Below are 24884 nucleotides of genomic sequence, written 5' to 3'. Positions count from 1 at the left end.
AGGACATGGGCGTGCAGCATGCCGGACTTCTCATGAACAAGGTGGCGGACGATCCCGAGCGTCACCTTGACGCTCTCGATGATGCCGGCATTCACATCAGTACGCTGATCACTGCAGGCTTCCAGCTCGGAGATCCTGCGTCCTGGAGCGCGACGCGCGCCGTGCACCGCGCGATGATCGATCTTGTAGCGAGCCGCAAGGGCCACTCGATCTACTTCACGACCGGACGCACCGTCAGCTGCGATTGGGACGAAGATCTCGCCCTGTTCGCCGAAGCCGTTGCTCCAACCGTCAAATATGGCCAGGAGCGCGGCGTCATTGCTGCGTTCGAGCCGACCCTGCGGACCAACGTGTCCTTCTGCGGTAGCCTCTCCGACGCAATCGAAATTGCCGAGGTGACCGGCCTTGGCATCGTATCGGACTTCGGAAACAACTGGGCCGAACGCGGCCTGCGCGAGACGGTTAAGCGGGCGATGCCCCACCTTGCGCTCGCGCAGATTGGCGACATCGCGATTTCATCGGCTGGTGGGCGCTCGCACATCGGCAAAGGGGATCTGCCGCTCGAGCGCATGCTCGGCGACATCCTCGATGCCGGTTACGAAGGCGTCTTCGACCTTGAGGTCGTACCGGCGGACTACACCGCTGAAACGAACGAAGATGAACTTCGCGAAGGCATCAGAGCCGCCTCCGATCTACTCTACGCGATGAAGATCTAAGGACCTCTAGAACCGGGCGAACGGGCCGAAAAAAGGCCCGCACTAGATCGGCGCGAAAAATGCAGCGCCTTGAAAACAGAATGGGAGAGGTTGACATGTCCGAGACTTTCGCGGGTAAATCCGCACTCATTATCGGCGCCGGGCAGAATATCGGTCGGCGGATCGCTCAGGAATGGGCTGCTCGCGGAGCACGCGTCGCCGTTGCCGATATCAGCCGCGAAGGGGCCGAAGAGACCGCCCAGATCCTCAGAGACGCCGGCACGGAGGCGGTGGGACTTCACTGCAATGTGCTAGAGGATGCCTCGGTCGCGCAACCATCGATGCGGCGGAAAAGGCGCTCGGCCCTCTCGACATCCACATGAACAATGCCGGCATCCTCTCGGGGGGCAATCCTCAGGACATTCCGATGGCGGAATGGCAGCGGATGTTCGACGTCAATCTCTTCGGCATGGTCCGCGCCAACAACGTGATTATGCCGCGCATGCTGGAGCGCGGATCTGGCCATATCGTCAATACCGGCAGCTTCGCCGGGCTCTATCCTTTCGCGGCTAGCCGAGTTCACTATGCAGCCTCCAAAGCAGCGGTCGTTTCGATGTCGCAGAATCTCGCGCTCTACCTGAAGCAATTCGGCATTCGGGTAAGCTGCCTTTGCCCCGGTCCCGTCATGACGAGCTCGCCCGATGCCATGAAGCATTTCAGCGAGAACTACGTGATGCGCGCGCCCGGTAGCCATCTGAGCGTCATGACGCAGCAGCAGACGGCAAAAGTCCTGTCGGATGGAATGGAAGCCGGTCGCATCCTCATCCCGACACATGACGAGGCCTGGGAAACGCTGGTCGAAGTCGCCGCAGATCCCGATGCCTTCGTCGAGAAGAAGCACCGGGAGTTCCTTGCAGGCGATCCGGGGCGCCCCGGCATCACGCAGGACGTCATCGATTCCATCAAGGCCTGAGCCCAACTCGACCGAGGAGCATGATCTCATGGAATTGCTTGATCCCAAGGAACGCACCGAGTGCGGCCAAGTCGTCGGGAAAGCCGTGATCGGCCGCGAACTGCCTACTCCTGCAAGCCCGATCGAAGCCAGTTGGCGAGACTTCATCTTCGCTGAAATCTGGAGCCGACCGGGCCTCGACAGGCGGACTCGCTATCTCATTGCCATCGCCAGCGCCGCAGCCAGTAACGGCCCCGTCGATGTCCTCGACGATTACATTCGTGGAGCTCTTTCGGGCAGCGAACTCAGCCAGATCGAACTGCGCGAGGCCGCGTTGCACCTCGCCGTATATACAGGCTGGTCGCGCGGCATCGAGCTCGACAGAGCCGTCACGCGGGTAGCCCAAGAACTCGACCTTCCCCCCTGCCCGTTCGCGCCGATCCGGATCGAGCCGTGGAACCCCGCCGAACGCATCCAGCAAGGGATCGACGAGTTCGACGCTGTCATGGGCTTTCCTGGGCCGCCGCCGGTTACACCCTACTTCGAGGCCGGCATCGACAATTTCGTGTTCGGCGAGATGTGGAAGCGCGCAGGCCTCGACCAACGCTCGCGGCGCTGGGTCACCCTCGTCGGCGTATCGGAGAGCTGCGCGACCACACCGATCAAGACCCATTTCTACGCGGCGATGGCGAGCGGCAATTGCGAGCCCGAGGAGCTTCAGGAGTTCGTGCTGCAATATGCCGTCCATGCCGGATGGCCCAAAGCCTCGGTGATCCAGGGCGCAGTCTTGGCAATGATCAAGAACTTCAAGGCAGGGCTAGCCTGGGATGCATGAGGGAAATCGGAAAATGCTGAAGACTGCTTTCATCGGCCTCGGCAGCCAGGGCGGCCCGATGGCGGAACGCATGTTGACGGCCGGCTATTCCCTGACCGTCTGGGCGCGGCGCCCCGAGGCTCTCCAATCCTATGTCGACAAAGGAGCAGCGGCGGCCGCGACATTGTCACCCTCGCACGCGATGCCGACCATATCGGCATCTGCGTGGTGGATGACGCCGGGGTCGCGCAAATCTGTGACACGCTCATTCCTTCGATGCGTGCAGGTAGCCTGCTAGCCGTCCACTCGACGATCCTGCCGGAAAGCTGCGAGGCTCTCGCCGCGATTTGCGAAGCCCGCGGAATCGCGTTTGTCGATGCCCCGGTGAGCGGAGGTGGCGGCGCGGCTGCTGCCGGAACGCTTACGGTCATGTGCGGGGGCACTGCCGCAGCATTCGAACAGGCAAAGCCGGTGTTCGAAAGCTTTGCCGGCGCCCTGGTACACCTTGGCGCTGCCGGCTCGGGCCAGCGGGCCAAGATCGTCAACAATGCATTGATGGCCGCCAATATGGGCCTTGCCCATGCCGCAATGGAAGCCGGGGCCCTGCTTGGCATAGCGCCCGATGCATTGGCCGCGCTCATCAAGGCGAGCAGCGGTCGAAGCTTTGGCTTCGAAGTTTATGCCCGTTTGCCGACCCCCAGTGCATTTGCCCACGGCGCCGCGCTGCTGCGCAAAGACGTCGATCTTCTGCAGGCAATCCTACCGCAAGCCCCTGGAACCCGGTCTCTGGCAGCAGCAGCCGGCCCATTTCTTATGGAGGCCTGCTCGTCCGTATTGGTCGGGTCGGAAGCATAGAAAATGGCTATGGCACTGCCAAGAAAGCCTATTTGACCCTATGTGTTCGAACATGTCATCCCCCTCCCACAAAACAGGGGAGACGCTGAATGATGACGGGCAAGTTGGCACATGTTGCCTTGGCAATGGCCTGCATGGCTGCAGCAGGTAGTGCGGCGGCGCAACCCGCCGACTATCCTGTGCCCGCTCCGGCAAGCGCGCCGGTCGAGACGGGTGCCATCCCGCTCTATGGCGCCAAGACGCCCGGATCTGCCGATAGCGAGAATTGGGCCCAATACTTCGGCAAAGACTATGCAGTCCGCAATGTCACCCGGCCCACCTTGACTCCGGTGCTACCCGATCCGGCCAAGGCGACAGGTGCCGCCGTGATCGTGGCGCCCGGCGGCGCTTTCATGGCGCTTTCCATGTCGCATGAGGGCTGGAACGTCGCGCAGGCCCTTGCAGATCGCGGTATTGCCGCGTTCGTGCTGAAGTATCGCCTGTTGCCTACGCCCAAGGACGAGGCAGAAGCTGGGAAATATGTCTGGGCCAAGATGATGGCGGGCATTCCCGATCCGACCAGGCAGCCGGTACTGACCAATCCGCAGGCAACCGAGGACGGCCTTGCCGCGCTGAAGATGGTGCGTGAAAACGCCGTCAAATGGGGCATCGATCCCGCCCGCGTCGGCATGATCGGCTTTTCCGCGGGCGCCATGACATCGCTCCAGACCGTCCTTGCCGCGAAGCCGGGCGAGCGGCCTGCTTTCTTCGGGTATATCTATGGCCCGCAGGCAAAGATCGACGTTCCGGCAGACGCATCGCCGATGTTTGACGCGATTGCGCTCGACGATCCCCTGTTCCCCTCGATGGGCTTTCCGATTGCGCAGGCCTGGCTGGCGGCAAAGCGGCCCGTCGAAATTCATGGCTACCAGCAGGGCAGCCATGGATTCGGGCTGGGGAAACCGAACACGACCACAACGCTCGTGCTTGACGAATTCACTGCGTGGCTTTCGATGCAGGGTTTCCTGACCCGCAAAGCCGCCCCCTGACCGGCGCGAGTGCGCGCCGTTATCCGGCGCGCACCAACTCGAAACTTTTCGCCATGTGCTGCGAAAAAGCCGTCCTCAGCGGGATGGAACGTCCACAAGCGGTCGCTGTCGCGGATCGCATCGATGTTGTCGCCAACGGCATCGATGCTCCAGTCCGGCCGATAGAGCCCCTCCGTCTCGGTAATGAAGGCACGGGCGACGCGTCCGCCCATCGAGACGTACATCTCGCCTGTAACCGAGCAGCTCTCATGCGCCAGCCATCCGACGACGGGGGCCACTAGTTCGGGCCCCATCGGTGGATACTGCGAGATATCGAGGCCCTCGGCCATGCGCGTCACCGCACCGGGCAGGATGATGTTGGACTTCACCCCCCGCGCCGCGCCCTCGATCGCGACGATGTTGTTGAGGCCGATCATCCCGGACTTCGAAACCGCGTAGTTCACCACGCTGGGCATCGAATAGAGCCCGCCGATCGACCCCGTCAGGACGACGCGTCCATAACCGTCCTTGGTCATGCGTTCGAACGCCGGGCGAACGACGTGAAAGGCGCCGAGCAGGTGGACATCGACCACCGCGCGGAAGTCTTCGTAGCTGATTTCGTCCAGCATCGCGAAACGGTTGTTGCCGGCGTTGTGGATCAGCACGTCGATCCGGCCGAAAGCATCCAGCGAGGCCTCGACGATGGCCTTCCCGCCTTCGGGCGTTGCGACGCTGTCGGTCGAGGCGACTGCTTCATATCCGGCATCGCGCAGGGCTTGGGCCGCCTCTTCGGCAGGCCCGGCATCCGATCCGCTCCCCGACAAGGCGCTGCCATTGTCGTTGATGACGACTTTGGCGCCGAGCGAGCCCAGCAGTTCGGCATAAGTCCGCCCCAGCCCGCGCGCGCCGCCGGTGATGACGGCGACCCGGCCATCGAAACGACGTTCACTCATGATGCTCTCCACGTTGTATCGCCAGCCGCCCAAAGAGGCGCGCCGCGTGTTTCTCTAAGGGATGGGATCGTTCGTCCGTCGCGGTCGGTCAGCCCGTACTCGGCGGCCAGTTCTGCGTTGATGAACGTGCCGCCCGAGCGCGATCCGACTTGCGGGTCCATTGCGAGCGCCGCGACACCCGGCCCGGAAATTCGGGAGAGGAGCCGACCGCGCTGTTGAGCTGGTTCGCCATGCCCGGCACCGTCTTCAGGTTTTCCGTCGCGCGTTCGGTATAGGTGAAACCTTGCCACAGCGAGACTGCCGAAACGCCTGTCCCGCGCAGTTCATGGCCCATGTCCCGCATCATGCGGTCGGTGGCGGTCTTCGTGGTGCCGAAGATCACGTCGTACGTGTACGTCACGCCCACGTAGCCGGACAAAGCCGCGATCAGCCCCGATCCTTGCGGGACCATGATCTGTGCTGCATGCCAGGCAGCGATATAGGCCGCGCGCATCCCGGTGTCCCAGATCTCCCACTCGTCGAGCGGCTTTTCCCAAAAGCGTCGCGCCGGGTCATCGCATCGGGAATGGCCATCGCATTGTTGACCAGAATATCGAGGCGCCCCTCATCGCGGCGAACCTGCTCGAACAGCGCCGCTATCTGGGCATCGTCGGCAAGGTCGAGTGGAACGGCGACCCCTCTGCCTCCGCGCGCGTTCACCTCTTCCACGGTCTGGTTGACCGTTCCCGGCAAGGCGTGCTGACCGGGATTGACGGTCCGGCCGGTCACATAGACCGTCGCACCGTGCTCGGCGAGGGCACAGGCGATGCCTTTGCCGATGCCGCGACTGGCGCCGGTCACGACGGCGACGCGGCCCGCCAGTCCATTCGATAGGCTACCCATGGTTTTCCTGCCTTCTACAAAAGCCTCATCCGGCATCGGTGGTCGCCGCGATCGGTTTCCACACCGGCGATCCGCGCGTGGCGCGGGCCGACTGGATCACCTGTCCGTCGATATCGGTGAGGCCATATTCCTGCGCCAATTCGGCAGTGACGAACTCGCCGCCGGAGCGCTTCATGATCTCCGGATCGGCGGCCAGTGCGGCGATGACCCGTCCCGGATGCTCTACGCTGCTGCCATGCATCTGCGTGATCGAAGTGGTCATCTGGTCGCCCATCTTCTCCAGATTGTCCTTCGCCTTTTCGGTAAGCGTCAGCCCCTGCCAGAGCGTGAGCGAAGCAACGCCGTGCGGCTCGAGTTCGATCGCCATATCGCGGGCCATGCGGTCCACGGCGGACTTCGACGTCCCGAAGATCACGCCATACGTGTAGGTGACGGCGGCAAAGCCGGAGATGGCGACGATCAGCCCGGATTTCTGCGGAACCATCAGCCCGGCGGCATGCCACGCCGCGACGTAGTTGGATTTTACGCCCACATCCCACATCTCCAGGTTGGAGAGCGGCTTTTCCCAGAACCCCTTGGGCTCCAGCAGGTCGTCCGATAACGAGAAGGCATTGTTGACGAGAATGTCGAGACGGCCCTGCTCTGCCCCGATCCGTTCGAACAGAGCTGCCACCGCCGCATCGTCGCCATGGTCGCAGGCGACGGCGATGCCGCGTCCGCCGCTCGCCTTTCCGCGCGCATCGCATTCGGCAGCCGTGCCGCCGACGGTGCCGGGCAGGTAATAGTCGCCCTCCCTCACCGTGCGTCCGGTGACGTAGACGGTCGCCCCCTGTTCGGCGAGAACGAGTGCGATGCCCTTGCCGATGCCGCGACTGGCGCCGGTGACGAGCGCGACTTTTCCGGTGAGCGGCGCGCTCATGCGTCCGACCCGGCGAACCAGCGTTCGCTGAAATCGCCCTTGGCGCGGCCGGGGAAATGGTCGGCCGTGAAGGGGTAGCCCATCACCCCTTTCGACCAGTCGGCAGCGGCGCCCCAGTCCTGCTCCCAGTCGTAGAGCATGATGCGATCGATGATGCGCCACTCGCTGCCGCGTTTCTCGAAGCGATCAAGATAGCGGCCGCCGATGCAGGTATCGCGCTCTCCTCCCATGGCACCCTCGCCCATGTCGACGCGGTGGTAGGAGAAGACGTGGCTTTCCACCGATGCCCGATCTCCGTCGAGTTCGATGTACGATTGTCCGATCAGGTGCTGCGTATCCTTGATCGCATCCGCGCCGGGGACGACCCAGGCGAGATAGGCTTCGAAGTCGCCGGAATAGACGCCGTAGTCGAAATGCGCTTCGGGCCACCAGCAGGAGCGGATCAGCTCGGCGCTGCGACGATCCTCGCCGCGTGCCAGCCGGGCAATGCAATCGCGAATTGCCTCGCGATCGGCGAGCAGAGTGAAATCAGGGCTCATTGTTCCTCTCCTTGACAGGCTTGCGGCGCCTGGCCGTTTCTTGATTAGCGCGCGGCGGACCCTGAACTCTTGACGGATTGCGACAGCTTGGGCCTCTCAGCCATCGACACCCGTGGCCTTCGGTCAGTGCGGCACGCGTTCCTTCACGAGTACGCGGCGAGGGTTGGCGATCAGCATGCGCTCGATGTCGAACTGAGACACACCGGCATTGCGAAGCGCCGGAAGCACGTCGTCGTGAATATGCAGGTAGTGATGGCGCGGCATGGCCTGGTTATAATCGTCGACTTCGGGAAAGAAGTCCGACCAGCAGCAGCAATCGTGGCTCAGAACCATCTGCGATGCGTAACCGCGACTGACCATCTCGGCGATCGTGGCCACGCGCTGTTCCATCGAGATCTCGAACTCCACGCCGAACCGGTCCATTCCCAGCATCGAGCCCCGGTCGGCAATCCGCATCAGGTAATCGAGGTCCGTGGTATCGCCGCAGTGGCCAATCACCACGTTCTCAAGGTCGACGCCTTCCTCGGACAGGACCTTCTGCGCGATGAGGCCGGTTTCGTGCCTCGCCGAAGTGTGAACGGTAACCGGTGCCCCGGTCAGCACGTGGGCGCGCCCGACGGCCCGCATGATGCGTTCGACGCCCCCCGTCAGGCCCGGAGCATCGATCGCGCATTTCAGCATTCCGGCCCTGATGCCGGTGTCCGCTATACCCTCGACGATATCGGCCACGAAGTGCCCGACCATCGGCTCCACGCCGGTATCGTGGAGCAGTCCGGGGCCCCAGTACTGAAAGGGAGCCGGAACCGCCTCGAACGTATAAGCGCCCGTCGAAACGATGATGTTTATGCCGGTTCGGGCCGCAACCTTGGCGATGCTGGGCATGTGACGCCCCAGGCCCAGAACCGTCAGGTCGATGATCGTATCGAAGCCGGCCGCCTTCAGGTCATCAAGCCGCGAGACCGCGTCGTCGATCGTCTTGGGCGACAGGAAATCGGGCCGATAATTGAAGGTGTATTCCATATCCATGAGGAAGATATGTTCGTGGATCAGGACCCGGCCGAGGTCCTTCTCGGAAATCGTCCCGTTTGCCGTTTGAATTGTGGGCACGCCTCAATCCCTTCAGATTTCCAGGCAGACTTTGCCGAACTGACTGCCCGAGCGCATATGCGCCACCGCGTCTGCAAATCCCTCGAGAGGAAAGGCCCGGTCGATCACGGGATGCATGTCATGCGCCTCAATCGCGCGGACCATGTCGAGCTGATCGCGTCGACTGCCCACGGTCACGGCCTGCAAGCGCAGCCGCTTTGCCTGCACGATCGCGAAAGGCATGGTGTCTGTTTCAAAGCCCGCCGTAGCCCCGATGATGGCGATATGCGCCCCGGTTCGCGCTGCCCGGAAGCTTTGCGCCAGCGTGTTGGGACCTCCCACCTCGATCACATGCTCCACGCCCAGGCCGTCGCTCAGATCAAGCACCGCTGCGCTCCATTCCGGCGTGACGGTGCGGTCGATCACGTGATCCGCGCCAAGGAGGCGCAAGCGATCCGCCTTTTCCCGCGAGGACGTGATGGCGATGACGGTTGCTCCCGCCGCCTTGGCGAATTGCAGCGCAAATAGCGACACTCCGCCGGTTCCCAGGATAAGCACACGCGAACCGGGCCTCACGCCGCCGTCTGCAACGACCGCACGCCATGCCGTCACGCCGGCGCAGGGAAGCGTCGCGGCTTCAAGGAACGAGAGGTTCCGGGGTGCCCGCGTGAAATGCCGGGCTGGCCGGACGACTTCCTCGCACGCGAAGCCATCGGCCGGTCCGCCGGGCGAATTGTTCAGCTCAGCGCGATCGATATGACCGTCGATCCAGTTGGGATGGAACAGGCTGATCACCCGGTCGCCCTGCTCGAACTGCGTAACGCCCTCTCCCAGTTCGATGACTTCCCCCGCGCCATCGGACAATGGGATCAAGCCGTCCGGCGCGGGGGAAACGCCCCCAATAACGAGGCCATCCCTGAAGTTCAGCGAAGCTGCGCGCATGCGAACCCGGACTTCGCCGGGGCCGACCGGAAGCGAGGGGCGTTGGTCAAGCTGGAGCCGATCGCCCCCCTCACCCGATTGCGCGATGAGACACAGCGCCTTCATCGGAACTTCGCGCCCAGTTCGATGCCGTACGTGACCGGCGAATTCCAGACGGCACCCGTGCCCAGCGTGTTGAAGAGCACTTGCGTGCGATACCGCCGGTTGGTGACATTGTCCCCGAACACTGCGACCGTGTAGCGATCAGAGGGATCGGTCCACTCTGCCCGCAATGCGAGGACTTCGTATCCCTTTTGGCGGAATTGCTCGGAGGGATCGAAGTAGAAGCTGGACGTATAGTAGAGGTTGCCGGACAGCGCGAGCTTGCCGCCGCCGAGATCAAGGCCATAGCTCGCCCCGATATTGCCGGTGAACTCGGGTGCCCGCTGCATCTTGAAGCCCGAGGCATCGGTCGACGTCTGTGTCAGCGCGCCGGGGCCGGTACCGCCGAGCGAAATCGGGATGCAGGCCATCGGGTTTCTGAGGTCGGTAACCGCCGGATCGCAATAGCTGTAGTAGGGCGCGTTGCTGAACGACTTGTAGCGGGCGTGGGTCCATGACGCGCCAGCCTGCACCGAGAACGCGCTGCTCACCTTGTAGCGCAGCTGTGCCTCAAGACCGTAGATTTCCGAGGATGCGGCATTGCGGATCTGCGCGGTGCCGTTCTGATAGCTGGAAACCTGCAAGTTCTTGTAATTGTAATAGAAACCCGCGAGATCGGCGGAGAACACCCGGTCATCGTACTTGTAGCCCACTTCGAAGGCATCGATCTTCTCGGGCTTCACCGGCTGCTGCGAATAGCCGCCCACGTTGAGGATGCCCGCCTTGTAGCCCTTGGTATAGGACGCATAGACGCTCGATTCCTCGCTGGGCTTGAAGCGGATCACCGCGCGGGGCGTGAAGCTGTCGTTCTTCAGGGTCTGGACCGGGATTGGCACGCCCGCGCCGCCTGTCCAGGGCACAACCTCGCCATTGGGGCCGGTGTAGCCGGTGGTGGTGAAATTGGTGATGAAGTAGGCATCCCCAACCGTATCGTGGCTGTAACGGCCGCCCAGCGTCAGGAACAGCTTGTCGTTCACCTCATAAGTCGCATCGAGGAACGCCGCGTAGGACTTCGTTGTGGTGCTGGAGCCGCCGAATGGCCCATAGGGTGATCCGCCGAAGCTGGCGCCGATATCCCAGGTGTCGCGGATCTGGAAGTAGTTGAGCCCCGCCGTCCATTGCAGCCGCGAGCCCGGCTTGGAATTCACCAGGAACTCCTGGCTCCAGGTCTCGTCATTGACGCCCACGTAGATGTTGAACATCGGGATCGCGGTGGCATCGAGATCGCCGTAATAGGGCGACAGGTCCTTGCGGTACTGCGTGTACGAGGTGAAGTCCGCAAAGCCCAGATCTGCCTTCAGCGTCGCCTGAAGCGCATCGGAATTCGTGCGGAAGCTGACCGGCGTATTCAGCAGCACATCGCCCGGCTTGGTCGCATACGTGCCCGACGGCGCGTAGAAGTAGACGAGCGGCAGTCCCTTGGAACTGGAGGTTCCATAGATCGCCTGACCGGCCGCCGAAACCTTGTCGAAGAAGCCGCGCCGCCGGTGTTGTCGACATCGGCGTTGACCAACTGGGTGGTGGGATCGTTGGTCTCCGCGTGGACCCAGCGCAACAGTAGCGAAACATCGTCGGTCAAGTCGGCCTTCATACCGACGCGAAGAGACCAATCCTCGTACTTGCCGATGTTGTCGTTGCCGTTCGAAAGGTCCGTGAAGTAGCCGTCACCGCGCCGATAGAGCCCCTCGACATCGATCGCGACCCGGTCGCTGATGCCGAAGGTGGCGTAAGCCTGCGCGTTCACCGCGTTGAAGCGGCCGTAGCTGACCTTTGCCTCGCCGCTCGTCTCGGTGCTGGGGTCGGCGGTGGTGACGAGGATCGCGCCGCCCGTGGTGTTGCGACCGAACAGCGTGCCTTGTGGGCCCTTCAGAACCTGGATGCTGCGCACGTTGAGCAGGTTGAAGTCCGACATGTAGGTGTTGGCCTGGAAGAACCCATCAATGTAGATGCCAACGTTGGGGCCGCCGCCAGATGTCGTGATGGCCGTGCCGACGCCGCGAATGGTGGGCTGCACGGCCGGGCCTTGCGTATCGAACCGCAGGCCGGGGGTGATCCTGGCCGTGTCGGACAGCCTCTCCACATTGGCAGTGGTAAGCTGCTGGGGCCCGAGCGAGGTCACGCTGATCGGCACATCGCGCGACGCTTCCGAGCGGCGCTGGGCCGTCACGACGATTTCTGTCGGCGTCGGTGCGTCTTTGTCGCCCGCGGACTGCTGTGCCAGCGCCATTACTGGCCAGCTCGCCGACGCGCAGGCGATTGCGAAAATGGACGCAGATCGCGCGGTGTTCAGGCCAATCATGAAATCCTCCCCTGGATGCGTCGCGGTTGCCGCTCGCCATCTCTTCGTGTGCCGGTTCGCCTGTCAGCCGAAGCGCCTTCGGCGTCGCCAAACAGATGAAACGGAACGCACCTCTCGAACTTGACAGATCGCGACACTCCACTTGGGTGAACGAAATTCGCCGCAGCGATGGTGGTCGGATTTCAGGCCCTGAAATCAGATAGGCACTCGCCTCCCCCTGCCAGAGCACTCATCATTTAGTATCATCTATGACACGAGCGACATGAAACCAAGATCGCTCATTCCCCTGCCCAAGCGCCTTAGAATCCTTCAACAGCAAGGCCCAAGTTGATTTTGCAGGCGATATATTCGGCCATCCACGCCTTACTTCCACCCATTCCCATCCATGTTGCAGAAGCCGATATCGTCATTGCAACATTCGAGAATCGATAATACAGTGTCCTAATTATAAAAAGCAATGATGGGGTGAGGACTATGAGGCTTTCGAGCTTAAAGGCTTACTCGTGCCGGCTTGCCACCGGCGCTGCAATTTGCGCGATAGCTACAGGAACTGCGCACGCTCAGAGCGATCCAGGACGGACATCCCAGGCTCAAGCGACGGCGGATTCCGAAATCGTTGTCACCGGCACACTAATCCGCGGGATCGCTCCGGCCGGCTCCAACGTCGTCGGCATGAATGAGCAACAGGCCGAAGCTACGGGCGGCACCAGCACCAACGAGATCCTTGCAAGCATTCCCCAGGTCAGCAACTTCTTCGGGCTGGTTCCAGCCGGTGTATCGTCCGTGTCCGGCTCGAACGGCAGCAACCCGATTTCCCGACCCAACCTGCGCGCATTGCCCGCTGCGAATACCAGCGGCGGCGCGCAGACACTGGTTCTGATCGACGGCCACCGCGTTGTGGGCGCAGGAACCCAGCAGATCGCTGTCGATCCGGATATCATCCCGCCCATCGCCATCGAGCGGGTCGAGGCGATGCTCGACGGAGGCTCGGCGGTCTATGGTTCGGATGCCCTCGGGGGCGTGCTCAACTTCATGACCCGCAAGACTTATGATGGCGTCAAAGTCGAAGGCCGCGTCGGCATCGGCGATGACTACACCTCATGGGACGCAGGCCTGCTTGTCGGCAAGAAATGGACGGGCGGCGGAATCTATGTGGCTTACAACTACTCGCGGCACGATGCGATTTTCGGATCGGATCGTGACTACGTGAAGCGTATCGACTGGAACACCGGCGTGCCCGTCGGCCGCAATTGCGCCGATCCCACGACTACCATCGGAACGACCACCTACGTAAATTCCGGAAGCGGCCTTGTGGCCGGCGGACCCAACACCTGCGACCCATCTCAGGACCAGGCGATCTATCCGCGCAACGAACTCAATACCGTTTTTGCCCGTTTGACGCAGGACCTTGGTGATTGGTTGAGCGCTGACGTCTCCGCGAACTACGCCGATCGCAAGACGACGGGCTTCGGCGGCACACTGGGCGCTGTGGGCAGCACGACCGGCACCGTCACGGTAACCTCGGCAAACCCGTTCTACCGCAACACGGGCGATGCCAACAGCGGCCGTACCCAAACGGTCCGCTTCAACTATGGCCCCGTCGACGGCGAGCGTTCCAACCGTCAGGACACCGAACTCCAGTCCTGGAGCGTCACGCCGACGCTTACGGCAAAGCTAGGCAGTGATTGGCAGGCCCGCGCGCTATTCAGCTATGGCCGCAGCAAGGTCACTTACGACAACAACGTCCTCGACCCGCTTGCCCAAGCCTCGGCGCTGGCCGCGGGGACGCTCAATCCCTACGACATCGCCTCGACCTCGCCCTCGGTGCTTGCCAATATCCTAGACGGGCACGAGCGCGGATTTGGACGCAACGAACTCTACGACTACAGGTTCATCGCGGACGGTCCGGTGTTCAAGCTTCCTGGAGGCGACGTCCGGGTCGCGCTGGGCGGCGAATACATGCGCGACAACTTCGCGCGGCAAACGACGGACGCCAGCCTCAGGCTCCTGCCGATAGTCAGGTACACCCAGACCGTAAAATCGCTGTTCGGAGAGGTGCAGGCGCCAATCTTCAACGATGTCGGCCCTGGACTTGAAAGCCTTCTGCTTTCCGCTTCGGCGCGATATGACAAGTACAATGACTTCGGCGACACCTTCAATCCGAAGTTCGCCGTGACATACAAGCCGATCGACTGGCTTTCCATTCGCGCGAACTGGGGCAAGTCGTTCACGGCCCCCTCGCCCGTCGATCAGCTAGGCCCGCTTACTGCCTCGGCTAATCTCGTGCCAGGCCAGTTCCTTGCTCCGCCGCCCGGATACAGCTTCGCCCCAGGAGAGACCGGCGTGTTTCTGGGCAATGGCTCGGTCACCGGCCTGACCCCGCAAACCGCCAAGAGCTGGGCCGTCGGGGCCACGATCGAGCCTCCGTTCATTCCCGGGCTTACGCTCGATGCGAGCTATTATCACATCGACCTCAAAGGGACGATCGGCCGACCCGTAACCGGAACCGGTCTCACCGATTTCTACAACAACTTCCCCAATCTCTGGATCTTCCGTCCAAGCGGACAGCAACTGGCGGCCATCGTTGCCGGCCTGCAAAACCCCGCCAATGCCGGTTTCACGATCCTCAATCCCACTTCGGCGGCTCAGGCCCTTGTGAGTTCTGCCGGCGGGGCAGGTATTCCGGTCGGCGTCGTTCTCGACACCCTTGTGCGCAATCTCGGCACATCCACGCTGACCGGCATCGATTTCGATGTCAGCTATGTGCTCGACACGAGTTTCGCATCGTTCGACGCAAGGGTAGCCGGGAACATTCGCCTCACGCAGGACTCCCAGATGAGCCCGACGGCAGCTGTCGTCGACGAACTGGCATTCGGCACCCCCAAGGCCCGGATCATGTCCACCCTTGGAACCACGATCCACGGGTTCCGCGCGCAGGCCACATGGTATCATTCGGCCGGCTACAAGCGCGGCGATGCGGGACAGCCATCGGCGTTTGGTCAGACCCGGATCAAGTCTTTCGACACGGTCGATCTGTTCTTCAAGTACGCGTTCAAGGGAAGCGGCCTGACCGATGGGCTGGCCGTGACTTTCAACGTCAACAACGTCTTCGATCAGGACCCTCCGGTCTACAAGAATGTCGGTCAGGCAGGATACGACCCCAGCGTCGCTTTCACCCTTGGCCGCATCTTCCAGATCGGCATCCAGAAAGAATTCTGAGTTCACCGCAATTTGCGCTCCCTCCTTGCCCGGTCGGCGATTATCGCCGGCCGGGTCTTTTCTCTGGGAGCACTGTCCATGGGAAAGGAAAGAAGGCGATGACCAACAAGACGGCATTGGTGACTGGCGCTGCATCCGGGATCGGGAAGGCCTGCGCGAAGCGGCTCGCCCGAGACGGCATGGCGGTAGGCGTCGTGGATATTCTTCTCGACGATGCCCAGAGAACGGCAGACGAGATCAACGCCGAAGGCGGACGCGCCATCGCCGTTCAGGCCAGCATCGCCGACCGCGGACAGGTGGCGGCGGCCGTCAGTAGGATCCGGAAAGAATTCGGGCCGATCACTGTCCTCGTCAACAATGCGGGCATCACGGATACGACACCGTTCCTGGACGTCACCGACGAACTTTGGGAGCGGATCTACGAAGTGAACGTCAAGGGCACTTTCATCATGACCCAGGTGGTCCTTCCCGACATGATCGCTGCCGGTTGGGGGCGCATCGTCAACATGTCATCATCCAGCGCGCAGACCGGATCGGCCCTCATGGCGCCTTACTCTTCATCCAAAGGGGCGATCATCACCTTGACCCGCACCCTCGCGGCTGAATTGGGGCCCCTCGGCATTACCGTGAACAACATTCCGCCCGGAGTGGTCATGAACACGGTGATGTCGGAGGCGAACAAGGAAAAGTTCCCGATCCCGCTGGAAACCGTCCGCAGCATGATCCCTGTGCGCCGCACGGGCGAGCCTGACGACATCGCCAACGCCTGTTCCTGGCTGTGCCTTGAGGCGACAGGCTATGTCACGGGCCAGACAATCGGCGTGAATGGCGGTCGCATTCCCTCCTGAGCAGGCCCTGTGCTCCCTATCGCCACCAAATGGAGGTTGGCGGCGATAGGGAGACCTCCTGTTAAGTGCTAAGCCTGCATTGGCGCGTAGGCCTCGAACCACATCCCCATATCCGCCGTCCGCACGTAACCGGCATGGGGGAATGGCAGATGGGCGGGAATAATCAGCGTCGAACGCTCAAGGCTGTCGGCCGCCAAACGGCGCCGCGTCTCCATGACCGCTCCCCAATCGTCATGGTCGCCGAACTTTATGGTCGGATCGATCAGTTGAAGCGGGTGATGGATCGCATCGCCCGCGAAGACCGCCTCCTCGTCGCTGGAGCACAGGCGCATCATGCAATGGCCTGCCGTGTGTCCGTGCCCCGGCTCTATGGCGAGACTGGGCGAAACCCGGTGCGGCTCCATGACCAAATCGGCGAGGCCCGCTTCCACGACCGGGGCGATCGACCGCTCGTACACGCCGTCGTTGTAGGGCAAGGACGCGAAGCGGGCGGCGTTGTCGGGATGCCAGCGATCGTACTCCCGCTGCACGAAAAGGTAGCGCGCATTGGGGAAAGTCGGCACCCATTTGCCGCCGCGAAGCTGCGTATTCCATCCGCAGTGATCGTGGTGGAAATGGGTGCAGAAGACGTAATCGACGTCCTCCACGCGGATACCCGTCGCCTCGAACCGCTCCAGATATGGAATGTCGAGCATGTCGAACATCGGCATGATATTAGGCCGCCCGTTGCCGTTGCACGGGTCTATGACGATGACGAGATCATCGACGCGTACCACCCAGCTGCGAAAGTTCAGGCTCCAGGTGTTTCCCGCCTGAAGAAAATGGGGCTCCAGCCATGAGCGATGGCGATCCACGAGCTCGTCCGAAGCCCCGAGAGAGGCAATCGGCCGGCCGGTGAGCTCCATTTCCAACACGGAACCCACCTGAGCATTGCCTATCCGGAAGTTCGTCATTTCGCTCCCTTGTCCTGTCTGCCTGTCGATCTGGGGAAGGCAGTAGGTCATTCTGTTCAGGCCGTTTCGCTCGCCAGCCACTTCACCGCAAGCGAGCGGAGTTCGGATGTCTTGATCTTTGCCGATCCGGTCAATCCCAACTGCTGCTCGTCGAGGCCGATGACCCGGCGCGGCACCTTGTAGCTGGCCAGTACCGTACGCAGCCGTTCGCGAACCGCATCCTCGCTCATTTCGCCGTCGGCATGGAACACCACGCAGGAGACGACGATTTCACCGAGCGTTTCATGCGGCACGCCGACGGTCTGGCTCATCTTGATGCCGGGCAGTGCGCGAATGGCCTCGTCGATTTCGAGCGGGGAGACATTCGCGCCGCCGGTCTTGATGATGTCGTTCAGTCTGCCCTGCCAGTGCAGGCGGCCCTGCTCGTCGAGCCGTCCTCCATCTCCAGTGCGGAAGTAGCCTTCCTCGTCCAAAGTCTCGAACAACGGTGTGCCGAGATATCCCAGCATCAGCGTCGGCCCCTTGACTGCGATCTCTCCGTTCTCGCCCAGTGGGACCGCGTGGCCTGTAAGCGGATCGACGATCTTGATCAGATTTCCCGGCAACGGCACGCCGTGGCTCTCGGCGGCGTCTTCAGCGTTGGTCATCGCCGGAAACGCTGCGCTCAGCGTGAAAGTCTCGGTATTGCCGTAGCAGTGCTTGGGCTCGATCCATGCGGTCGTGACCGTTGGATGAGCGGCAATCGGGCATGCCGTATCCACGAACGTCAGCGAGGAAAGATCGACCGCTTGCCAGTTTGGAGCCGCCGTGAGCTGCTCCCACTGATGCGGCCATGCGAAGGGAAAGGTCACCCGCTCCGACTGGAGCAGATCCAGCGCCTCTGCGGGGTGGAAGGTGCGCTGAAGGATCAGCGATCTGCCCATCGACAGGGTGCCGCCGATAATCATCGAGAAATTGCCCGACCAGAAGAAGCCGTTGGCCGTCCAACTGCGCACGGCGTCACTCAGCCCCTGCTGGCGCCCCCATGCGCCACATTTGCAGCGATACGCCCTGATGGGCGGAGAGGATGCCCTTCGGCTGCGCGGTCGAGCCGGAGGAAAAGAACAGCGCACCCGGATCGGCCGGAACTACGCTTTCGCGCGCGCGTCCAGCCTGTCATCCGGCACCGCCTGCCCAAGATCCAGAAAGGCGCGCCAGGAACGGGCAGCGCCCCTCCCTTCCCCGCCAACCACGGCCAGTTCCCTCAGGAACGGAAAGCGGCTGGAGGCATAATGGCCAGCCGTGCTCACCGCGATCTGCGGATCGAGATCGCAAAGGATCTCAAGGAATTCCTTCTTGAGCACGCTCTCCTCAAAAAGAAGATACGATACCGCCGAGTGCCCGATCAGATATTCAAGCTCGGCCGGGGTCGAAAACGTGCTGAGCGGTGTGGCGACACCGCCCGCCAGCGCCGCCCCGAACATGGCCGAGAGAAATTCGGCGCGGTTGGTCATGAGGACGCCGACACGCTCCCCCTTGCCCAGCCCGGTCGCAATCAGCGCCTTGGCGACTTCCCGCGATCGGTCCCACAGGTCGCAATAGCTCCATCGCTCGCGCGACCCGTCGTCGAGACGGTGGACCAGCGCTTCACGGCCGCCGAAGCGGGACGTTACCTCCCGCAGGAAGCCGGCAAGTGTCAGTTCTCCTAACCCCACCTCCTCGCTGAGCGGAAGCCCGCGCGCGATGGAGACGGAGCGATCGACGACGAAATCGTGCGAAGACAATGTCCGCCCTCCTCAGTACGGCAACTGGACTTCGTTGACGGAAGTGACGACGATCTTGCCGTCCTGATCGGTCATCCGCACTTCTACGCGCACGACGGGGAAGCCCCATTCGGACTTTTCGATCTTCTCCACGACCTCTCCCTCGATATAGGTGACGTCGCCTTCGAAGGCCGGCCGCGGAACTCGCTCTTGGCGTGGCGGACCATGCCGTCATGCCCGGCCCAGAACGCAAGGTAGTCGGTATTCCACGCCGCCATCGTGGCGCCATAGCCATAGGCACGGTGCATCCCGATCTCGCTGGCACGGCCGTCGTCGATATGCCCGCGCGAGGGGCCGAGGTAGAGCCCGTCACGCAGACGCGGATCGGTCATTGCGCCCACTTCGTCGAAGGAGAAGCCTTCGATCCAGCCCATGTCCTGATTGACCCAGCAATCGGGAACGCCCTCGATCCCCTGCCAATAGAAGCTGCCCCAGATGTTGAAGATGAAGGCCCGGTATTCGGTGGTGAAGCTGGCGATCGAGTGCGGCCCGATCACCCGGCGCGGCAGTTTTTGCCCCACCGAGACTTCCTCGAAATGCGGCGACTTGCCTTCGCGGTTGGAGAGAAACCAGTCGCGGCGCACCTGATCGATTTCTGCCAGTTCGGCCGACGTCCACTTGCGCGGTGCACCGGCGCTGGAGGCGTACATTCCCCGCTTTTCCGCCTCCTTCGCCAGATAGCGGATCACCGTGGGGCACGATTTGGCAATCAGATCGCCGCGCTGGTTGCGGTGAATCGTATCGCCGCGCTGGAACAGGGTGGGGCCCGCGAAGCGTGTATCGGTCAGCTTGTAGCCGGTGAAGATCCGCTCATGGCTGAGATGGTCGCCGGGGCGGACATGGGTGCCGTACCACCACCACTCCTCGCCCCCGAAGATCATGTGCTGGCCCTCGATCCGGCCGACGCAGGCCTGATTGTTGCCATGCCCATAATCGAGCGCGACGCAGATCGACTGCGGCGCGATGATGTCGCCGAACTTGGTTTCCTGCGCGAAACGCTGGTCCCAGTGCAGCGGGTTCACATAGTCCATGGCCATGACCCAGCGGCGGATATCGGTCTTGTTGCAGGGTTCCCACAGCTCCCCGCCGCCCACCTTGTGGCCAAGACGCCATTCGACGTCGCTGATATCCATCTTCACCTGGGTGTCACTATCCGTCACGCCACTTCTCCCAATTGTCCTCTTGGCGAGCCGCCCACGGATCTCCGCAGGTCATCTGCCTTTCGAGACACAATCGCGAGGATTCGCTGCTCTGACTTGACGGATCGCGACGATCAGCAATGCGCTCTGGCGATATCGAAGATCCCGCACCCCAATCCAGCAGGACATATCTTCCTACGAGTGCCAATCTCAGAGCGTCAGTCTGGTCGGAACGCTGATGATCCAGGCCATTTTTGCGCCCGAGCGCTGTGTGCTCTGACGCGACGGATCAGACATCAAAAAATCATTCAGAAGGGCATTAGCAATGGCCGTTGCCGGTATCGATCACGTGAATATCAGGACAATGGATCCCGAGCGAACTGCCCAGTTCTATGAGCGTGCGCTGGGCCTTACCTACCGGCCAGGGCCTGTCGTCATGGGAAATCAGGCTCATTGGCTGTACGATGACGAAGGAAATCCCATCATCCATCTCAGACTGAAGCAGCCTGAGGGCACGACGACCGGCAGTGTCGATCATGTGGCGCTGCGTTGCAGCAACCGGCCGGCAATGAAAACCCGCTTGGACAATGCCGGTATCAAGTATGCTGAGGCCGACCATATCACCCCAGGCTTAGCGCAGATATTTCTTCTCGATCCGCACGGCGTACCGCTGGAATTGACCTTCATCGAACCCGAATAGAGCAACGATCTCGCCTGCCCCCTTCCCCCTGCTCGGCCTGACCAGATGCTCAATGTCCTGGACATACGCGCGGTGACACGCCCGTATGGAAGTTGCTCCGCTTAGCGCAGGCTGTTTTCGGCTATTACACGTTCAACAGCTGGCTCGTCTTTCCATTTCCCGCCGCCACGGCCAACCCAGAGACTGCGCTCATGCATGGCTGCGGTCACTGCCTGAAGAACATTGCCATCCGCGATGCCTTCAAGCTCCATCAGCTTTGCAGCTTTCCATTTGCGGACGAAGCGCCTGTGAAGATCGGCATCGAGCTGCTCGGTCCAACCCGTCAAGCGCTGGCGCGCAAAGGCGGCGTTGATGCGAAAGATGAGGTCGATGTAAGCACCATCAATCAGCTTGAAAACAGCAGCTCGCATCCGCTGTTCAAGCTTTGACACCTCCTCCAGAGTTGCCTCGGGATCGAGATCTTCAAAAAGCGGCGATAGCTCATCAACCATGGCCAAAGCCGCCGCCCTCTCGGCGCCCGCAGCCTCCCGCAAGGCTTCGATCCAAAGCGAGGTCGCAACCATTCCGGTATGCTTGGTGCTGAGACCGAGCGTGTTCATGTAAGAGCACACGACGGTTTCGATCATGTCGCCGCTAGGTCGTGCGGCAAAGTAGCCGCCATGCTTTCCGCGCTTGACCGTGAGCACACCCTCACGCTCGAGTAGGCGGGCGGCCTGGCGAGCAGTGATCCGCGAAACCCCGAGAGATCCGATCACATCGTCCTCACTGCCGAGAAGTTCACCGTCTGGCGTCGCCATCGCAAGCGAACGGAGCCGGGCAGCAGCAATATCGATCTGGGACGATGACGGTTTGGAGCTCATGGCTCCTGCAATAAGCCGGACTTTCCCGGGAAGTCATCGTGAGGCGCATCAAAGCTTTCGAATTCCGAAAGCCCGATCCTTTCCGCAAGCGGACCACAGCCGAATTCGGCCGCGATCCGCATTGCATCTTCCTCGGGGCGAAGCACCGACATCTCAACGATGCCGGTCAGTCGCGCTTGTCAGCATGTTAAGGCTGCTCACTGCTTTGGCGGCAGTGCGGCAAGATCCTTGTCGATTTCGGCAAGGACCTTGTCCGACAGCACGTCGGGTGCGTAAGCCTTTACCGCGTCCTGAATTTCCCGCAGCGTCATGCCCGACGCCTGGTCCATGTTCTGGCCATTCAGCAATTCGGGGATGTGTTTCTGAAGGACCGCCTTGGCAGCCGGGTCGGCCAGAAGCGTTGCGAGCTGCGTCTTGCCCGTCGAATAGGCAGGCTTGACGGGCGTGGACTGAGCCGGCGCGGGCGTTTCGGCTGCCGATGCGACGGCCGGCATCGCAGCTCCGCAGGCGCATGCCAGCAAAGCAAGGGACGAGAGGGAATTTAGAGATTTTTCATGATCCGTGCTCCGATCAGATACTGGATTGGAAATTGCTTAATCATCGGCGCGCGTCACCTTGAGCCGAACGAGTAACGGAAGGTGATCCCCAGCTCCCGAGGCGCGAGAGCGGCGTAGCTGCGATATCCGGAGACGCCGAACGTGCTGCTTACATCAGGCGTGTCGGTCACCGCCGATACGCCCTTGTCCGTCACGGTGCGCGTGTCGAAGAGGTTGCGGGCAAAGACCTGGAGTTCCCAGCCGGCCTCATAATTGCGAACACCGATGTTGAGATTGGCGAGCGCATAGTCAGGCACCGTGTAAGTCGCGTTCGCGTAGGGGTTCTTGGGTGTGTAGGTCAGCAGTCCGCTGATGAACGCGTCTGTGCCGTTCGAAATGGGGTGCGAGTACTCGGTACGAAGCGTCGCATTCCACTTCGGCTGCAGCGCCGACCTGCCGCTGACCTTGCACTCAGCGATCGAAATCCCGCGGCTCTGGAAGCGTTGGACACCGGTCTGGACGCCGGGCGGCAAGAGGAATGCAGGCAAGAGCATGCTCGTGTCGTTGTCCGGCACGCCATCGAAATTGCCGTCCCAGCAGGGAATGAGCTGGTTCTTGAAGCGGCCATTCGCCCAGCTGGCACCGCCGCTGATCGTCCAGTTCTTGGTAGCCGCGAAGTTGAAATCGAAATCGACGCCGTCGACTTTTGCATCGATGTTAGAATTCATCGGTACGGCGAGCGTGACGGCGGGTGTCGTGCCTGGAACTCCGGTATCCGCTAGATACGGGATGCCGGTGAGGACCGAATAGACGTAGTTCGTGTAATCCTGGTGATAGACGGCAAGATTGAGATTGAGGCGCCGATCGAGCCAGGAAGTCTTCAGGCCCAATTCATAGGAATTGGTCTTCTCGTCTTTCAGGTTCGTCAATGCCGAGAGGGTCGGATCATTCGCGCCATTGATCAGGTTACCTTGCGTCGGTCCCGGACGCCAGGAACTGCCATAGTTGAAGTAAGTGACGACGTCGTTCGTCCAGTGACGCGAGAGCGAGGCGCTGTAGACCGTTGGCGTCTTTTTCCAGACGTCGGGGATGGTGCCGGTTACACGGGAGGCGACCGGAACGTCGCAGACGTTGGCGTACGTCCGGCCGCGAATGCCTCCCGGAGTGACGCATGAAGCTTCAGCGCGATACCCTGCGCTCTGGGAGTTGGTCCGCAAGCCGTCCTTGCTCTCGTTGATGAAGCGGATACCGCCCGAAAGCTCGGTCTTGTCGTCGATATGAAGCGTCAACGTGCCGAAATACGACCATTCCTTCAGCTTCGTGTTGGAGTTGTAGAGGCTCGTCGTCGAGAAATCGAGATTGGGCGATTGGGCGATCGGTGCCCCCAGGGGCGAACCGAAGGCGCCGGACTGGAAGGTCACGCCGTTGTTGCCGACATTGACCGTCTTCTCGTTCTCATGGAACACGCCGATCACATATTCGAGGTGTCCGCCAAGCAACCGCTCATCCGAGGAAAGGCGCAGTTCGTGGGTCCAGCGGGTCAGCGTCGCATCGAGACTGCGTCCCGGCCAGTCACCGACGACGAGGTTGGCGGTGTCGGCGTAGTTGCGGCTGACCTGGGTGTCGTTGTTCGACCAGGCACCCACATAGGAAAGCTTCTGGCCGGCCAGCACATATTCGATCTGGCCAGTTGCGACCTCCTGAGTGCTGCGCCCGAAATCACCATTTTCGGCGACTGCACGGCGATCGCCGATTTCGAGAGCAGGGCCGTTCACGCCGACCGGCTGAACGTACGGTAGCGCATAGCCTGACGCCCTGAACGTTCCGCCCGGTGCGCCGTCGCCGTACACGGCGCTGCCGTAAGACAGACTCTTCACCCAGCGCTTTTGGTACATGAAGTTGACGCTGAGGTTGTCGGTCGGCTCGAACCGGACGCTTGCACGGAACGCATTGTTATTGGCGTAAGGATCCTCCGGATTGTTGACGCTCTTGATCCCGCCATTGTTGGAATGATCGAGAATGCCGGCAAAGCGGATACCCAGCACGCCCTCGACAATCGGGATATTTGCTGCGCCCTGAAGCGTGCGGCCGTCGCGATCGGTGAAGGTGGCCATGGCCGTAGCACCGTGGCGATAGAGATTCGGCTTACGGGTCGTGATCGTGATCGCGCCCGTCGGCGCGGATTGCCCGCGCATGGTCCCCTGCGGACCGCGCAGGATCTCGAACTGCTCGACGTCGAAGACCGACTGGAACACGATGGTCGGTTGAACCGGAGCATCGTTGATATACATCGCGACGGTCGGATTTGTCTGCGCGGTCGGGTTGAAGCTTACGCCGCGAATGGTCGTGAGGTTGCCAGCTCGATTGAGGCTCACGCCGGCCGCGACTTTGCTGAGATCGTCGAAACTGAAGAGGTTCAGTTTCTCCAATGATGCCCCGGTCACGGCCTGGATTGCCTGCGGCACGTCCTGGATGAGCTCTTCCTTGCGCCGGGCCGTAACGATGATTTCCTGGATATTCTCCTTGATATCCTCTTCGCGCGCACCCTCGCGCGCAGCCCTTGCGGCCTGAGCCTGGCTTTGAGGTTGACCCTTGGTACTCGCCTGATCCTGGGCCTGAGCATAAGCCGGCACGACCATGGTTCTGAAGCGCCCCGGGTTTCCAGGAGGCTCCAACTTGTGAGAAGGAGCATCCGTTATGAGCAAGACAACCAACAAATTTTCACCTGAAGTCCGCGAGCGGG

Annotated in this window: 20 protein-coding genes and 4 pseudogenes; 9 read left to right on the top strand and 15 right to left on the bottom strand. The window is 61.8% G+C overall.

From position 1 onward, the window contains the following. The first annotated feature begins 5 nt into the window (after positions 1-5). The 6 genes and pseudogenes from ADT71_RS08370 to ADT71_RS33305 form a co-directional block, all read left to right on the top strand. On the top strand, positions 6-716 hold the full coding sequence (locus ADT71_RS08370) for a sugar phosphate isomerase/epimerase (protein WP_231635731.1): 711 nt from the start codon (positions 6-8) through the stop codon (positions 714-716). A 59-nt stretch (positions 717-775) separates the two neighbouring features. Beyond that, a pseudogene (locus ADT71_RS08360) lies at positions 776-1668 on the top strand (SDR family NAD(P)-dependent oxidoreductase). A gap of 28 nt (positions 1669-1696) precedes the next feature. After that, positions 1697-2482: a carboxymuconolactone decarboxylase family protein gene (locus tag ADT71_RS08355; protein WP_054436202.1), complete on the top strand. Its 786-nt coding sequence runs from the start codon at positions 1697-1699 to the stop codon at positions 2480-2482. Further along, positions 2475-2908: pseudogene (locus tag ADT71_RS35535) on the top strand (NAD(P)-dependent oxidoreductase); the annotation flags it as partial. The gene ADT71_RS08355 and the pseudogene ADT71_RS35535, both read left to right, overlap by 8 nt. A 24-nt stretch (positions 2909-2932) precedes the next feature. After that, a complete protein-coding gene (locus ADT71_RS35530; protein WP_369818209.1) occupies positions 2933-3316 on the top strand; it encodes an NAD-binding protein in 384 nt (127 codons plus the stop codon). 89 nt (positions 3317-3405) lie between these two features. Continuing rightward, positions 3406-4188: pseudogene (locus tag ADT71_RS33305) on the top strand (alpha/beta hydrolase); the annotation flags it as partial. Between the two features lie 32 nt (positions 4189-4220). On the opposite strand, the gene ADT71_RS30195 reads toward ADT71_RS33305, so the two are convergent. From ADT71_RS30195 to ADT71_RS31230, 8 genes and pseudogenes are all read right to left on the bottom strand, one after another. After that, on the bottom strand, positions 4221-5276 hold the full coding sequence (locus tag ADT71_RS30195) for an SDR family NAD(P)-dependent oxidoreductase (RefSeq protein WP_156336523.1): 1056 nt from the start codon (positions 5274-5276) through the stop codon (positions 4221-4223). After that, positions 5273-6158 (bottom strand): annotated as a pseudogene (locus ADT71_RS35280) (SDR family NAD(P)-dependent oxidoreductase). The gene ADT71_RS30195 and the pseudogene ADT71_RS35280 overlap by 4 nt, the downstream one beginning before the upstream one ends. 25 nt (positions 6159-6183) lie before the next feature. Continuing rightward, complete coding sequence (locus tag ADT71_RS08335) at positions 6184-7077, bottom strand: SDR family NAD(P)-dependent oxidoreductase (RefSeq protein ID WP_054436200.1); 894 nt, start codon at positions 7075-7077, stop codon at positions 6184-6186. Continuing rightward, positions 7074-7616 carry a nuclear transport factor 2 family protein gene (locus tag ADT71_RS08330; RefSeq protein ID WP_054436198.1) on the bottom strand — a complete coding sequence of 181 codons (543 nt, stop codon included), beginning with the start codon at positions 7614-7616 and terminating at the stop codon, positions 7074-7076. Before ADT71_RS08330 ends, ADT71_RS08335 begins: the two co-directional genes overlap by 4 nt. 123 nt (positions 7617-7739) lie before the next feature. Then, complete coding sequence (locus tag ADT71_RS08325; RefSeq protein WP_054436196.1) at positions 7740-8723, bottom strand: phosphotriesterase; 984 nt, start codon at positions 8721-8723, stop codon at positions 7740-7742. Positions 8724-8735: 12 nt separating this feature from the next. Then, positions 8736-9749 carry an NAD(P)-dependent alcohol dehydrogenase gene (locus ADT71_RS08320; RefSeq protein ID WP_054436194.1) on the bottom strand — a complete coding sequence of 338 codons (1014 nt, stop codon included), beginning with the start codon at positions 9747-9749 and terminating at the stop codon, positions 8736-8738. Continuing rightward, entirely contained in the window at positions 9746-11200 is a 1455-nt protein-coding gene (locus tag ADT71_RS08315; RefSeq protein WP_369818208.1) for a TonB-dependent receptor, read from the bottom strand. Before ADT71_RS08315 ends, ADT71_RS08320 begins: the two co-directional genes overlap by 4 nt. Continuing rightward, entirely contained in the window at positions 11134-12084 is a 951-nt protein-coding gene (locus tag ADT71_RS31230; protein ID WP_156336519.1) for a TonB-dependent receptor, read from the bottom strand. The genes ADT71_RS08315 and ADT71_RS31230 overlap by 67 nt, the downstream gene beginning before the upstream one ends. 672 nt (positions 12085-12756) lie before the next feature. On the opposite strand from ADT71_RS31230, the gene ADT71_RS08310 reads away from it, so the two are divergent. Further along, complete coding sequence (locus ADT71_RS08310) at positions 12757-15303, top strand: TonB-dependent receptor domain-containing protein (protein ID WP_054436192.1); 2547 nt, start codon at positions 12757-12759, stop codon at positions 15301-15303. A 98-nt stretch (positions 15304-15401) separates the two neighbouring features. Beyond that, complete coding sequence (locus ADT71_RS08305) at positions 15402-16151, top strand: SDR family NAD(P)-dependent oxidoreductase (protein WP_054436190.1); 750 nt, start codon at positions 15402-15404, stop codon at positions 16149-16151. Between the two features lie 68 nt (positions 16152-16219). On the opposite strand, the gene ADT71_RS08300 is transcribed toward ADT71_RS08305, so the two are convergent. From ADT71_RS08300 to ADT71_RS08290, 4 genes are all read right to left on the bottom strand, one after another. Beyond that, the gene (locus ADT71_RS08300; protein WP_231635738.1) at positions 16220-17056 is read right to left on the bottom strand and encodes an MBL fold metallo-hydrolase; all 837 of its coding nucleotides are present in this window, start codon (positions 17054-17056) and stop codon (positions 16220-16222) included. Between the two features lie 104 nt (positions 17057-17160). Further along, complete coding sequence (locus ADT71_RS35525; RefSeq protein ID WP_369818203.1) at positions 17161-18099, bottom strand: class I adenylate-forming enzyme family protein; 939 nt, start codon at positions 18097-18099, stop codon at positions 17161-17163. Between the two features lie 132 nt (positions 18100-18231). Then, on the bottom strand, positions 18232-18867 hold the full coding sequence (locus ADT71_RS35520) for an AMP-binding protein (protein ID WP_369818202.1): 636 nt from the start codon (positions 18865-18867) through the stop codon (positions 18232-18234). An 83-nt stretch (positions 18868-18950) separates the two neighbouring features. After that, a complete protein-coding gene (locus tag ADT71_RS08290) occupies positions 18951-20066 on the bottom strand; it encodes a MaoC family dehydratase N-terminal domain-containing protein (protein ID WP_231635728.1) in 1116 nt (371 codons plus the stop codon). Between the two features lie 304 nt (positions 20067-20370). Between ADT71_RS08290 and ADT71_RS08285 the strand changes: the two genes are divergently transcribed. Continuing rightward, positions 20371-20745, top strand: coding sequence for a VOC family protein (locus tag ADT71_RS08285; RefSeq protein WP_054436187.1), 375 nt, complete (start codon positions 20371-20373; stop codon positions 20743-20745). 101 nt (positions 20746-20846) lie between these two features. On the opposite strand, the gene ADT71_RS08280 is transcribed toward ADT71_RS08285, so the two are convergent. From ADT71_RS08280 to ADT71_RS08270, 3 genes are all read right to left on the bottom strand, one after another. Continuing rightward, positions 20847-21605 (bottom strand): GntR family transcriptional regulator, encoded by a 759-nt coding sequence (locus ADT71_RS08280; protein WP_054436184.1) that lies wholly within the window; start codon positions 21603-21605, stop codon positions 20847-20849. A gap of 197 nt (positions 21606-21802) precedes the next feature. Beyond that, positions 21803-22099 carry a hypothetical protein gene (locus ADT71_RS08275; RefSeq protein WP_054436183.1) on the bottom strand — a complete coding sequence of 99 codons (297 nt, stop codon included), beginning with the start codon at positions 22097-22099 and terminating at the stop codon, positions 21803-21805. Between the two features lie 116 nt (positions 22100-22215). Beyond that, on the bottom strand, positions 22216-24884 hold a 2669-nt coding region (locus ADT71_RS08270; protein ID WP_156336517.1), incomplete at its 5' end, for a TonB-dependent receptor.

It is taken from the genome of Novosphingobium sp. ST904 (assembly GCF_001298105.1).
Taxonomy (GTDB): domain Bacteria; phylum Pseudomonadota; class Alphaproteobacteria; order Sphingomonadales; family Sphingomonadaceae; genus Novosphingobium.
Note: the sequence above shows the minus strand (reverse complement) of the source record. Positions and strands in the feature narration are given on the sequence as shown.